Source organism: Lentimicrobium sp. L6, assembly GCF_013166655.1.
In the GTDB taxonomy this organism is placed as follows: domain Bacteria; phylum Bacteroidota; class Bacteroidia; order Bacteroidales; family UBA12170; genus UBA12170.
In genome coordinates, this window is sequence record NZ_JABKCA010000006.1 from 64,180 (window position 1) to 77,854 (window position 13,675).

10 protein-coding genes are annotated in these 13,675 nt (G+C 33.6%); 4 read left to right on the forward strand and 6 right to left on the reverse strand.

Annotated features, from left to right (window positions below; genetic code table 11):
* Window positions 1-94: 94 nt before the first annotated feature.
* Entirely contained in the window at window positions 95-2,449 is a 2,355-nt protein-coding gene (locus tag HNS38_RS02705) for a PAS domain S-box protein (RefSeq protein WP_172279617.1), read from the reverse strand.
* Between the two features lie 123 nt (window positions 2,450-2,572).
* Window positions 2,573-4,939, reverse strand: a complete 2,367-nt coding sequence (locus HNS38_RS02710; RefSeq protein ID WP_172279619.1) for an ATP-binding protein — start codon at window positions 4,937-4,939, stop codon at window positions 2,573-2,575.
* A gap of 291 nt (window positions 4,940-5,230) precedes the next feature.
* Here HNS38_RS02710 and HNS38_RS02715 point away from each other — a divergent pair, with 291 nt between their 5' ends.
* Window positions 5,231-6,304, forward strand: a complete 1,074-nt coding sequence (locus tag HNS38_RS02715) for a 3-oxoacyl-ACP synthase III family protein (RefSeq protein WP_172279621.1) — start codon at window positions 5,231-5,233, stop codon at window positions 6,302-6,304.
* Between the two features lie 125 nt (window positions 6,305-6,429).
* Here HNS38_RS02715 and HNS38_RS02720 read toward each other — a convergent pair whose 3' ends face one another.
* Window positions 6,430-7,044, reverse strand: coding sequence for an L-threonylcarbamoyladenylate synthase (locus tag HNS38_RS02720; RefSeq protein ID WP_172279623.1), 615 nt, complete (start codon window positions 7,042-7,044; stop codon window positions 6,430-6,432).
* Between the two features lie 137 nt (window positions 7,045-7,181).
* Between HNS38_RS02720 and HNS38_RS02725 the strand changes: the two genes are divergently transcribed.
* From HNS38_RS02725 to HNS38_RS02735, 3 genes are read left to right on the forward strand one after another with little or no spacing between them, the layout of a single operon-like run.
* The gene (locus tag HNS38_RS02725) at window positions 7,182-7,580 is read left to right on the forward strand and encodes a hypothetical protein (protein WP_172279625.1); all 399 of its coding nucleotides are present in this window, start codon (window positions 7,182-7,184) and stop codon (window positions 7,578-7,580) included.
* Between the two features lie 15 nt (window positions 7,581-7,595).
* Window positions 7,596-9,014 carry an MFS transporter gene (locus HNS38_RS02730; protein ID WP_172345938.1) on the forward strand — a complete coding sequence of 473 codons (1,419 nt, stop codon included), beginning with the start codon at window positions 7,596-7,598 and terminating at the stop codon, window positions 9,012-9,014.
* A 4-nt stretch (window positions 9,015-9,018) separates the two neighbouring features.
* Entirely contained in the window at window positions 9,019-10,557 is a 1,539-nt protein-coding gene (locus HNS38_RS02735; protein WP_172345939.1) for a TlpA disulfide reductase family protein, read from the forward strand.
* Here the strand turns inward: HNS38_RS02735 and HNS38_RS02740 are convergent, their stop codons facing one another.
* The 3 genes from HNS38_RS02740 to HNS38_RS02750 all read right to left on the reverse strand — a co-directional run bounded on the left by HNS38_RS02740 (window position 10,558) and on the right by HNS38_RS02750 (window position 13,628).
* Complete coding sequence (locus HNS38_RS02740) at window positions 10,558-11,283, reverse strand: rhomboid family intramembrane serine protease (protein ID WP_172279631.1); 726 nt, start codon at window positions 11,281-11,283, stop codon at window positions 10,558-10,560.
* A 90-nt stretch (window positions 11,284-11,373) separates the two neighbouring features.
* Window positions 11,374-12,240, reverse strand: coding sequence for an RNA polymerase sigma factor RpoD/SigA (locus tag HNS38_RS02745; RefSeq protein WP_172279633.1), 867 nt, complete (start codon window positions 12,238-12,240; stop codon window positions 11,374-11,376).
* A 305-nt stretch (window positions 12,241-12,545) separates the two neighbouring features.
* Complete coding sequence (locus HNS38_RS02750; RefSeq protein WP_172345940.1) at window positions 12,546-13,628, reverse strand: S9 family peptidase; 1,083 nt, start codon at window positions 13,626-13,628, stop codon at window positions 12,546-12,548.
* Window positions 13,629-13,675: the final 47 nt, after the last annotated feature.

Below are 13,675 nucleotides of genomic sequence, written 5' to 3' on the forward strand. Positions count from 1 at the left end.
AAAGTAACAAAAAGCAATGATAAATAATGACAATAGAGAAATTATAATGATGAAACCAAATTAGATTCTCCAAAAATAAGAATCAAGAGATATGTTACAATGGTAACTTAAAGGAGAACTCAGAACCTTTGCCAAGAACAGACTTCACTTTAATATCGCCGCCTAATATTTCAACAAGCCTTTTTGAGATTGACAAGCCTATACCAACTCCACTGTATAATTCGCCTGTACTATGATTCACTTTTTTAAAACTTTTAAAGATAAGACTTTGGTTTTCTTCTGAAATACCAATTCCTGTATCTAAAATAGAAAACTTAACAAATTCTATCCCATCCTCTATTAGTAACTTACACATAAGTTTAATTTCCCCTTTAATAGTGAACTTAAAAGCATTATGAACCATATGCAAAATCACTTCACCAAGTAAATATGAATCTGTATGTATTTTTCGCCCATCACAATCAGAACTAAATTCGGTCTTTAAAGTTATTTGATTTAACTTTTCAAGACTTTGCTCTCCTATAGCTTTATCATATACATTAGTAAACAACCGTTGCAAATCTACATCAGCCAAATTCACCTTAATCTCATCAGTCTGCAACAGGCTGATATCGAATATATTTGTAACAATCTTCTGAAGTTCTTTTCCACTATTATTGATAATATTCATATAGGATAATATTTCTTCTTTAGATAAATCATGATCGATAAGATCAGAAAACCCAATAATAGCATTGAGAGGAGTTCGAAGTTCATGAGACATATTAGCTAAGAAGGCGGATTTTATCTTGTCCGACTCCATTGCTTTCTCTTTTGCCACTACTAATTCCCTCCAAAGCTTTTTTCTCTCAGTAACATCCTCTTTTACTGCAATATAATTGCTTATAAGTCCATTTTTATCTTGTATTGGTGAAATCACTGCCATTTCCCAAAAAAGCTCTCCATTCTTTTTTCTATTATGAAATTCGCCAGTCCAAGTATTTCCTGAGGATATAATATCCCACATATTCTTATAATATTCCTTTCTCTGGGTTCCTGCATTTAAAATACGTGGGTTCCTACCTAATGCCTCCCTAAAACTATATCCTGTCAAAAGTTCAAACTGTTTATTCGCAAATTCAATATTTCCTTTCGGGTCTGTCATTACCACGCAAACAGGACTCTGTTCAATAGCTTCTTTGAATTTTTTAAGCTCTGTATCATTTTTTACTTGACGACTTACATTCTGGAATACACAATAGGTTTTAAACTTTCCGTCAATAGGGTCTTTAGACACTTTTCCATTTAAAAGGATATCGATAAACCTACCATTTCTATGACGAATTTTCAAATAAGCATTTTTTACATATTTTCGTTCAAAAATGGAAGAAAAGTTATTTCGAAATCCCTCTTTTGATTCCTCATCCAAAAAATCACCAAACCATTTCCCAATGACCTCCTCGCGCTGATAACCCAAAGATTTTAGCCACTCTGAATTTACTTCATCAATTCTTCCTTCTACAGTTAGTGACTGATAGGGCAATGGGGAATTGACATACCACTCCTTTTGCTTTCCTAGTGAACATATCAGCTCCTCCTCCAAAACCTTATTGTCTTTTACTTGAAGTTGGAGTTCCAAGGTTTTCTCCCTTATTTTCCGTTTTAGAAAATAATTTAAAAACAAAATAGCTAAACCAAATAATAATAGGACTATCACCAAAAACACAACGATAACATTATATCTATACTCAGGATTTGGGCCATTAAGGTGTATCCATTTTTCCTTAATCTGCATTTTTCTATCTAGGGAAATATTTTGAATGGCTTTATTAAGGAGTTGATTTATTATTGGTTTGCTTTTTACGGAAGCCATGCACAAATCGTATGTAAAATCAACTTCCCCTGAAACAAACAAATTAGTAATCCCATTTTTGTCGGTCAAAAAACTCGCACTAGCCAAATCCATGATGACTGCATCAAGCTGACCAAGTGATAGTTTTTTCAAACCATCTAAATCATCTTTCTGTGTTTGAATGCTTAAGTCCGGATAATTTGTTCTCAGGAATTCATGCACTGCATAATTCTCTCCAACCCCAACATTGCAGCCTTCTAAATCATTAAGATTAAGATGTTTTTTATCGATTTTTCTGGTTATTATTATTGTTGGAATCTCTATATAAGGGATGGAGAAATCCATATATTCCCTTCTTTCTTTTGTAGATTTAATAGAAGTAATAATATCTATTTCCTCCTGTCTAATGAGCTCTAAGTTTTTAGATAAATGAAATGGCGGAGCTATAATAAAGTTGAGACCTAATTGTTCTTCAATTTCAGCTAAAAAATCGGCTGAAATACCTTTGAAAAATCCTTTATCATCGATAAAAGCAAATGGTGGGAAATTCTTTTCTGGTGCAACAATAATAGAATGATTGTGTTTCAACCACTCCTTTTCTTCGGCTGACAGCTTCACCTTTCGATTTTGCCTTCCACAAGCCGAAACCAATAATATCATGACCAATAAGACTATGTAATTTCTTATAAAATGATAACAGTATTTTTTATTGTTGATATTCATCTATCTAAGATAACCAAATTAATCCTGATGTCCTAAATTTTGAGGTAAAATAAATCTAAATTCGCTGCCTTTACCTTGCTCAGAATTAAACCATATATTTCCTTCCATTAACTCCACATAGGCTTTGGTAATTGACAAACCTAAACCCGAACCTTCATTAAACTCATCAATGGTTGTATGTAGTTGAGCAAACCTCCTAAACACATCTTTTTTCTTCTCTTCGGGAATACCTATTCCAGTATCCTTAACAAAAAATTCTACTTCTTTATGTTTTATTATACAACCAAACTCGATGGTTCCTTGCTGGGAATACTTTATGGAATTCTTGATCAAGTTAGTGATGATGGCATAGAGTTTTTCTCTATCTGTTTCTATAAAATAGGCCTCATTAATATCCTCTAGATTTAAAACAAGCTCCATCCCCTTTTTCTCTACTTCAGGTAAAAAGAAAGAATGCAGGTAAGTACAAACTCCAACAATATCAACCTTAGAAATATAAAGTTCAACGATGCCAGCATCTACTTTAGAAACATCGATTACATCATTAATGATACTAAGCATACGATTGCCGCTTTTCTCTATAATCCCCAAAAACTTATCTCGTTCTTCTTCTGATATCTCCTCATGTCTTAACAAGGCTGCAAACCCAAGAATACCATTCATTGGCGTTCGTATTTCATGACTCATATTGGCTAAAAAGGCTGATTTTAATTTGTCACTTTCCTCAGCTTTTATGAGAGCAACCTTTAGCTCTTCTTCGGCGTGTTTGCGATAAAGTGTTGTGCTAATTTGATCGGCAACAAATTCTAACATCTTCACATCAGACTTGTTAAATGCATTCTCATCTTCATAACTTTGAACCGCAATTACTCCAGTAATAACACCTTCAACAGACAAGGGAACACCTAACCAGAGTTTAGATAGACTTCCCTTTATTTCCAACTTTCCTTGCTTGACCAACTGTTTTTTTGTTGCAATATTGGCCAATAATGATTTTTGAGTATCTACGACATATTTAGTCATTGTTTTACCTGCCGGCAAATCAGTCAAAGAATCTTTTTCATCAGCAAAAAATGGCAAATCAAAAGTATCATCTTTAGCATTATAAAAAGCAACATAGAAATTTGTGGTATCAATAATTTTACCCAACTCATTTTTGACATGAAATATTGATTTCCCCAAATTATCACTAATACTCACTGCGGTAGAAATATTAAAGATGACTTTCTGTATCAATTCTGTCCTTTTTATATCGCTGATATCCGTTATAAAACCTTCTAAATGGTCCAGTTTTCCTTCTTTATCATAAATACCGCATCCCCTTTCCCTCACCCACTTAACTTGATTAGATTTTGTAACAATCTGATAATCTTTAATAATATTTCGTTTCTCATTAATAGCCAATTGCCATTCATCCCAAACAAACTTCCTCCAGTCTTCGTGAATAATTTGATTAAAGGTTACAACTTTATTATTAATAAAATCTGAAGGTTGATATTCTGTCAAATCTATACATCCCTCGCTAATATATCTCATGGTCCAATCCCTATCATTATCACAATAATATATAAAGCCAGGCAAGTTCTTTATCAGTGTTTTATGAACTCGTTCCTGCTCTTGAAGCTGTTCTTGAACTTTGGTTAATTCTGAAATATCGATAGAAACCCCAATAGTTCCTTTTAGCTCTCCTATCTCGTTAACTAGAGGATGTATGGTAAATAGAGCATCAAAATACTCACCTGATTTTCTTTTTAATCGTGAGGTTCCAGTATACCCTTTTAATCCATTCCTAAGTCTAAGCTGCATTTCTTCAAAACCATCAACATCGCTTTGTTCATGCAGAACAGCCACATCTTGGCCAATAATATCCTCTGCTTTATATTGAAATATTTTTTCAGCGCCGCGACTAAAGCCTTTTATTTTTGTGTTCTCTCCTCCAATATCAGTAAATACAAAAGCTACATTATCTGCAGTGTTTAAAAAAGTGTTTAAGTACAAATCTCTATTCAAAACTTCAAAAAAAGAATCCTGCTCAATAATTCCTTCATTATTATTAAATGTAAAATCAGATTTATTATTAATCAATAAATCCACTTGTGTCAAAATCTCAATACTATCGAAAGGAAACTTCAAAAACGATTTGCTAGAATTTAATGATAAAATATATTGTGGTATTTCTTGTTCATCCTTATAGATAAACACCTTTGGTTGTGCATATTGCAGAAGAAGGAGATCATCTTGACTATTTATATTCCTTCGAATATCATAAATGATAATATCAATTAATTCTCGATCCTCAGACAACTGATACTGTCCTTGACTAAATAGAACCTGCAATTGTTCTAAGAGTTCATTGTTTTCTCCAACAAGCCAAATATAATTCATTTCTAATAGTTATTAAAACATCATCAATAAATCTGATAAAACCAAAAACATCTAATTTGGCTGGCGTTATCATTTGATAACAATAATTGATGTTATTTGATAAAGATACACAAATTTACAAATCCTCAATACAATTTACAACTTATAAGGATTTGAAAATAATATAAAAAACATAGCCTGTAAAAACAACTTATAAGTAGCTAAAACTCTTTTGTTATGCAACTTATAAATAAAGTTGCCTTTTTAAAAAAAAGATTACTTTTACCGCCTGAAAAACCAAAAATATAATACATGAAGTACTTAAATACTTTAATCACAGGAATGGGAAGCTATATTCCCAGTGAAGTTGTGAAGAATGAGACTTTTGTTAAACAAGATTTTTACTCAGAGAAACAAGAAAGACTAGACGGACCAGGGGAGGAAATCATTAGCAAATTCAATGAAATTACGGGTATTAGAGAACGTCGGTATTTAAAAAAAGATCAATTGGTTTCTGATATGGCCGCTGAAGCTGCAAAGAAAGCTATTGAAGATGCAAATATAGATCCCGAAACTATTGACCAAATCATTTGCGCACATAATTTCGGTGATATTCATCATGGAAGCACACAAACCGACATATTACCTAGTTTAGCCTCTAGAGTTAAATATATTCTAAATATTAAAAACCCTTCTTGCACTGCATACGATATCCTTTTTGGATGTCCTGGTTGGGTTCAAGGCATGATACAAGCAGATGCCTTTGGAAAAGCAGGTTTGGGAAAACGATTTCTAGTGATTGGCGCTGAAGCCTTAAGTAGAGTGACCGATCCTTATGACAGAGATTCTATGATTTATTCTGATGGAGCTGGTGCAGCTATTGTGGAAACAGTTGAAGAGGATGAGAAAAGAGGAATGTTAAGTTCTTCCATGCAAACAGACACGGCCGATGAGGCATATTTCCTATTTATGGGAAAATCCAATAAACCAGGTTACAAACCAGATACCAAGTATATAAAGATGTTTGGTAGAAAGATATATGAATATGCTATCTCTAATGTTCCTGCCGCCATGAAACTGGCTTTAGATAGAGCTGATTTAGGTATATCAGATGTGAAAAAAGTCTTGATACATCAAGCCAATGAAAAAATGGATGAAGCCATAGTAAAAAGGTTCTATAGACTATATAAAGAAAAAATGCCTGAAAAAATCATGCCTATGAGCATCGGTTTGTTAGGGAATAGCTCTGTGGCTACAGTACCAACTCTTTATGATAAAATCCTAAGAAACGACTGCCCTGAACATGAGATTAATAAAGACGATATTTTAATATTTGCTTCTGTTGGTGCGGGAATGAATATTAACTCCTTTGTTTACAAAAAGTAGAAAAATTGCTTGAAGCAAGAAGTGCGAAGCTGGAAGTTTTCACACTCCACCTTCGCTTTTCTTGTTTATATTCTATAGTGTTTTATACCCCAGTAGATTTCTGATAAAAATCAAAAAAAAGAAAACTAAAACTGTAAAATTCCTTTGCCTTCTCTTATGATTTCAAAATCGCCATTCACACAATCCACCACAGTACTCACTTGATTATCTCCATAGCCTCCATCGATAATAATATCCACTTTATCTGAAAAATCATCATAGAGAATTTCAGGATCAGTATTGTATTCTATAATATTGTCTTGCGCATGGATAGAGGATGATATCAAAGGATAATCGAGCTGATTTACAATAGCCAAAGCAACTTGATGATCAGGAATCCTGATTCCAATGGTTTTCTTCTTATTATTGAAGATTTTTGGAATACTATTACTGGCTTCCAAAATAAAGGTGAATGGGCCAGGTAAGTTTCTCTTCATCACCTTGAAAATTGATTTATCAAAGCTTTTAGTAAAGGCGGACAGCTGACTCAGATCACTAAAAACGAAAGAAAAATCAGCTTCTTTTTTCTTAATGCCTTTGAGTTGGGCGATTCTTTCTATGGCCTTTCCTTTGCAAGGATGACATCCAAAAGCATAAACCGTATCTGTTGGATAAATAATGACTCCTCCATCCATCAGACATTCATAAACTGTATCAAGATGACGTTGTGCGGGATTTTCAGGGTATATTTTTATAATCATCTTTGAAATTTTGGACACAAATGTATTGATTTCAAGAATACTAAACCTTTAGAACGATTACAAATTGCTTTAGTAGAAACTATATTTGCTCAAATCACTATCATATACTATCTTTGCTTATCACATAATATTTACAAATGAAAAAAGCAATCAGTATTTTTTTTGTATTAGCATTAGGTCTCCTATTTTTTTATTCTTGTAGCAAAGAAGACAAACCTCAAAACTATACCAGCTATGATGTAGCCTACCTTTTGAAAAATAATATGCCAGAAGGAAAAAGGTTTATTATCACCTATCAAAACCCAGCTTTCGCTAACAAAACAACTGAGCAATATGAAAGTATTGCAGATACTTTTTGGGTAAGGTTTGAAGCTAAAAGTTTAGACAACTTATATCTAGCCGGAAGAACACGCTTAGACTCAGCAAATTACACCATGAGTATTTATGTGGATTCAAAATTGGTTGCTATTGATTCTACCTTATGTACATGGCTTTGTGACAGTACTTTAGTAGAAGTAGAATACCCACTCCCATAAACTAAATTCTAAATCATGAGTAATATTTTTAAAAGGTTCCCACGCACTTTTTGGGTGGCGAACACTATTGAGCTATTCGAAAGATTTGCTTGGTATGGATTCTTTATGCTCTTTGCTAACTACCTTACCAAGTCAAGTGATTTTGGCGGATTAGAATTTAGCCAAAACCAAAAAGCACTCATCATGAGTGTTGGGACCGGAATACTCTATTTCCTTCCTGTTATAACTGGAGCTATTGCCGATAAATGGGGCTATAAAAAAGTATTAATCCTCTCCTTTTTCATATACGCATCTGCATTTATTTTAATGCCCATGTTCGACACCTTCACTGGTGTTTTCCTCATATACTTGTACTTAGCTGTAGGTGCAGCTTTATTTAAACCTGTTATCTCTGCTACTGTAGCTAAAACCACTACTGACAGAACAGCCTCCATTGGATTTGGAATATTTTATATGATGGTGAATATTGGTTCCTTCCTTGGCCCCTTACTCACCTTGGCTTTTAAAGATACTTCTTATGAATTGGTATTTTATATTTCTGCAGCCATTATTTCAGTGAATTTCATTCTCATTCTTTTTTATAAAGAGCCTGAAAGAATGGAAACAAAAGAACCTCTTGGAGAGACTATTAAACAAGTTTTTAGAAACATATTTACTGTCCTCATTGATTTTAAGTTTGTATTATTTCTAGTGATTGCTGCAGGCTTCTGGACTATGTATCTACAATTATTCTACACACTTCCTGTTTTCATTGAGCAATGGGTAGATACCTCCTCTTGGTTTAATTATTTCTCAGCAAATATTCCATTTATAGCAGAGACTTATAGCATAGGCGATCAAATGGACCCAGAATTCATCACCAATTTCGACGCTATGTTTATTATCTTGTTTCAGGTTTTAATCAGTAGTATTATCATGCGCTGGAAAGCTTTAAATGTAATGATGACTGGTTTTATAATTTCTACTGTTGGATTAAGTCTCACTCTAATCACCCAAAATCCCATATTTATTGTTTCTTCACTATTTATTTTTGCCATTGGTGAAATGACAGCTTCGCCAAAAATCACGGAATATATCGGAAAAATCGCCCCCGCCGATAAAAAAGCTTTATATATGGGCTATTCTTTTATCCCCATGTTTTTAGGTAATTTATTTACAGGCTTGGTATCTGGACCTGTTTACCAAAAAACTAGTGATTTAGTAAGTATTGTGAGAGAGGAGGCTGCGAAGATCAAGCTTGACTTGCCTGAACAATTAAGTCAAACAGAGGAATTAAACGCCTTAGCCAATGAGCTGAACATGAGTCATAGGGAATTGGTGAATTATCTTTGGACCAGCTATAATCCTTCACAAATCTGGATGGTAGTTGCAGGAATTGGGGCTATGGCAGCTGTGTGTTTATTCTTTTATAATCGCTATTTAATTAAGGATTAATAATATGAAACGCATCAACTTCAATTTACTTTATTACTTATTATTCTTATTTCTTTTATTCAGTTGCACTTCCAAAACATCAAAAAACGAAAGCATATTCGAGAAACCCCAAAAGGTGATTATAACAGGTGAAATCATCAATTACAATCCTCATAGTGACGATTATTTTATCAAATTTGGATTTGATGATTTATTCGATAATCAAAAAACATTTGATATCGAAATAACTGAAAATGGGTATTTCAAAACCTCATTTGAAAGTTTTTTCCCTTCCAATTATTTTTTCTATTATCAGAATACCATTCCTTTTTATGCTTTCCCAGGTGATAGCATCCATTTTGTTTTTCATAATGACTCTTTAAAAAAGGCCTTTAACAAATACACTCATATGAGTTCCATTCAATATTCAGGAAATTATAGTCAAATGACAACTGAATATTTCGAGTATCAGCAATATTTTTATCAAGAAGTCTATGATTGGGATAACGAAGGCTATTTACCTCAAAGACTAGATTCTAGTGAATATTTAAGTTACATAAATGTAGAACGAAAAAAATATTATCAAGAAAAATCAAATGAGTTCCTAAATAATAAAACTCGAAGTTCTTTTTTTAAAGAATGGCTCAAGCATGAGCTAAAATACTTAGCTCTAAAAGACTTAATTCGCTACAAAACCAATAAACTCAATAGAGGTAGCTATTCTTATAAAGATAACTTCCTTCCTGAAAATTATAGTTTCATACTAGAGCAGACTAATTTTGACCATATAAATGCAGTATGTAATTGGAACTACAGATCATTTATTAGAGCCAGTCAAAGGTACTTAGCAAGCCATAACCTACCTTCAGATTCTCTTGAAATCCTATTCCAACATTACAAAAACAAAGAAAGAATCACTGCATTTAAGATTCAGGAAAAAATGATTCAGAAATCATCTTCTGGATTTGGGAAAGATTTACTGATGGGAGGTCTATACTACCAACTATTGGAATTGAGAGACCTAGAGACATTTTCATATTTTGAAGATGATTTATTAATTTCTAACTCATTTGTAAAGAATTATCTTTTATCTAAATACAATGAGTTAGTTGGGTTCTCTAATTCAAAATCAACAACGGGGATAAATACTCACTCAAAAAAAACACTCAATAATCAAATATTTGATAGTATTATTGAATTATACCCTAACAAAGTTTTATACATAGATATTTGGGCGCCATGGTGCGGGCCCTGTATGGGAGGCATAGAAGATTCTAGAAGACTCAAGCGCAAGTTTGAAGATAAAGACATTGTATTCATATATTTAGGATATAACTGCTCTAAAATCTCATGGGAAACTACAATCAACGAGAAAAAGATAAAGGGTGAACACTTTCACCTATCTAATAATCAGAGTTCCGTTTTGAGTAATCGATTTAAAATAACAGGAATACCAAGATATATAATCGTCAATAAAAAAGGAGAAATTACCAACACAGATGCATCTTCTCCTTATGAATTTGAAACTCTAAAAGAAGAATTTGAACGGCTCTTAAAAGAATAATCAATTCTTTTTTTCCTTCTTATAATGATAATGAATTCGAGTAGGTCGAGCCTTTTCGTCTAAAGCCGTTTTATCTGCTGGAGTAGTGGAACGCCAATAAGCATTTTCATCATCTGGCACATCACTATCATCCCATACAAAAACCTCCTCTTCTGGTCCTTCCTTTCTAAAATAGAAGGCCATTAAAGCTCCAGAGACAAATCCAAATAAGTGGCCTTCCCAACTGATGTTCTTATCAGGGAAAAATTCTGGAAAGAATCCCCAAATCATACTTCCATATAAAAAGGCGACTATCATGGTTAAGGTAAGTAATCTTCTATTATTTCTTATGATTCCCGAAACAAAAAGAAAAGAAGCCAAACCATAAACTACCCCACTGGCACCAATATGATAAGCATCGCGAGCTCCTAACCAAAGCCATATTCCACTTAAAACCCAAATGAGGAGGAGGATTTTCCAAGCCACATCTCTATAAAAATAGAAAAGCAAAGTTCCTAAAAACATAAAGGGTGTAGAATTGGATATCAAATGACCCCAATCGCTATGTAAAAATGGCATGAGAATGATTCCTGGAATTCCTTTCAACTCGAGCGGATAAACGCCTAAAAATGAAAAGCGGATTTCAAATAAATACTCCACCAACTTCACCACCCACATAATAAGTAGTAAGACAAGGGGATAAAACCCGGCTTTTAATAATTCTATTTTTTCTTTTTGTGAAGACATAAGACTTTTGTTATCAATAATGATACTAGAAATCATTATAGCCAATATGGCATAAAAAAAGAGGCCTCAGCCTCTTTATATTATTAGAATTTATTGTCCTAAATAGGACTTTAGTAGTTTGGAGCGTGAAGGATGTTTGAGCCTTCGAATGGCTTTTTCTTTAATCTGACGAACGCGTTCACGAGTCAAATCAAATTTATCACCAATTTCATCAAGGGTCAATCCATGATTCATTCCTATTCCATAATATAGATTGACTACTTCTCTTTCCTTGTCGGTAAGAGTAGATAGCGAACGTTGTATTTCCTGAGTTAAACTCTCTCTAATGAGATGTTCATCAGATTTTGGTGTATCATCACTTACAATAAAATCAACCATACTGGTATCATCATCTGTTGACAATGGAGCATCAATAGAAACAGAGCGACTTGAAATACGCATGGCGGCATTTACCTTAACTTCAGAAGTTTCTAAGTGCTTAGCAATTTCCTCCTCCGATGGTGGACGATTTAGTTGTTGTTCTAGTAATGAAATGGTTTTCTTTATCTTATTAATGGATCCTACTTGATTAAGTGGCAAGCGAACAATACGAGATTGCTCAGCAAGGGCCTGCAAAATAGACTGGCGAATCCACCATACGGCGTATGAAATAAATTTGAATCCTCTAGTTTCATCAAATCTACGAGCGGCTTTTATTAAACCCACATTACCTTCATTAATAAGGTCAGGTAGGCTGAGCCCCTGGTTCTGATATTGTTTAGATACAGAAACTACAAAACGCAGGTTTGCCTTCACTAGTTTGTTAAGCGCTATTTCGTCTCCTTCTTTTATTCGCTGGGCAAGTCTTACTTCTTCCTCAGCTGTGATCAAATCTTCCCGACCAATATCCGTAAGATATTTATCCAAAGAAGCATTTTCACGGTTGGTGATCGATTTATTTATTTTTAGCTGGCGCATTTTCTTTAATTTAAATTATTGAGATAGATGATGCTAACTAAGCAAATATAAGACTAAATTGGAGATATTCCAAATAAGCTAAATAGTCATATTGTTAAAAAAGCAAAAAGCTCTATTGCATCATTTATTAATCAAAAACATAGCTAAAGAGTTATTATTGCCTGAATATGAATACTTAACTCTTTTTAACATGAACAATATCCTTTCAAATTCATCTTTAAATTACGGAAATGATATAGCAATATTGGGAAGCTTAAGAATGGTTTAATCTAACCCTTGGATCTAAAAAAAGAGTAAAATGCCAATTAAAAACGATAAGCTGCCTTACGCAGAGCAACCATATTTTTAATTGGATTTGGGGGATTAAGTTCTTTGGCCAGAAATTTATAGATTTTAATTCTGATTTCATTGGCTTTTCTTGTATCAATTCTATCGAAAGAATGTCCTCCTGGAATTTCTTTATATATTTCATATTCAAATGCTTTACCATCTGCTTTAAGAGATTTGATAAGATGCTCTACCTCCAAAACATTTACATCATCATCGTTGGTGTTGGTATGAATCAGAAGTGGTGTATTTTTCATTTTATAGGTATTCCATGCTGGCGACCTCCTACGGTATTCTGCGATGTTTTCCTGCGCTGTAGCTCCAATATGGTAATCTGCCGAATATAAGGCTCTGTATCCATCATCCATATATCCCATACGGGCTACTAAATCGCTCACAGGAACTCCCGCAAAAGCCACTTGGTAATCCTGAGGATGGTCGAATATACTCATCAGACTAATCATCCCTCCATGACTCCAGCCCATTATCCCTACTCTACTTCCATCCACAATATCATAATTCTCTACCATGTGATTTCTAGCTGCAAAAACATCCTCATTCTCTAATCCTCCATAGTCTATACTCTCGTAATACGATTTTCCATAACCCGTGCTTCCACGATATTCAGGGGCAATGACTATATATCCCTGAGCCATTAATTCACGGACAATATGAGTGTAATAGGTAGTTAAATCTCCATGGACTCCTCCGTGTGGCAATACTATTAAAGGATATTTTTTACTGGCATCCACTGATTTTGGAATAAACACATAAGACCAAAATTTCAAGGGGTTTCCATAACTCATATGGGTTTCACTTTTGATATTGGAAGCTGGAGGGCCTGGAATAAAAATCTTGTCTATAAAAGCTATGTCTCCTACTTTTTCAAACCAGAGGAGGTCTTCGTTTTGCTTATTTACCTTATTAAATTGATGTTGTAAGTTATCGAGTTGAGATTCTAGGATTTCCAGTTTTTCGAGTAATTGAGTATTTGAGTCTTGAGCAATTAAAGATATTGAGAAAATTGAGAGAAACAATAACGAAACAATTGATTTGAACATGTTCATGAGTATTTGTTTGATTATGAAATTCAAAAATAGGGAATTAT

What these genes read in the sequence shown, in the direction of transcription:
- HNS38_RS02750 (WP_172345940.1), bottom strand. Translation starts at nt 13,628, where the DNA reads ATGTTCAAATCAATTGTTTCGTTATTGTTTCTCTCAATTTTCTCAATA.
- HNS38_RS02720 (WP_172279623.1), bottom strand. Translation starts at nt 7,044, where the DNA reads ATGATTATAAAAATATACCCTGAAAATCCCGCACAACGTCATCTTGAT.
- HNS38_RS02710 (WP_172279619.1), bottom strand. Translation starts at nt 4,939, where the DNA reads ATGAATTATATTTGGCTTGTTGGAGAAAACAATGAACTCTTAGAACAA.
- HNS38_RS02715 (WP_172279621.1), top strand. Translation starts at nt 5,231, where the DNA reads ATGAAGTACTTAAATACTTTAATCACAGGAATGGGAAGCTATATTCCC.
- HNS38_RS02740 (WP_172279631.1), bottom strand. Translation starts at nt 11,283, where the DNA reads ATGTCTTCACAAAAAGAAAAAATAGAATTATTAAAAGCCGGGTTTTAT.
- HNS38_RS02735 (WP_172345939.1), top strand. Translation starts at nt 9,019, where the DNA reads ATGAAACGCATCAACTTCAATTTACTTTATTACTTATTATTCTTATTT.
- HNS38_RS02745 (WP_172279633.1), bottom strand. Translation starts at nt 12,240, where the DNA reads ATGCGCCAGCTAAAAATAAATAAATCGATCACCAACCGTGAAAATGCT.
- HNS38_RS02730 (WP_172345938.1), top strand. Translation starts at nt 7,596, where the DNA reads ATGAGTAATATTTTTAAAAGGTTCCCACGCACTTTTTGGGTGGCGAAC.
- HNS38_RS02725 (WP_172279625.1), top strand. Translation starts at nt 7,182, where the DNA reads ATGAAAAAAGCAATCAGTATTTTTTTTGTATTAGCATTAGGTCTCCTA.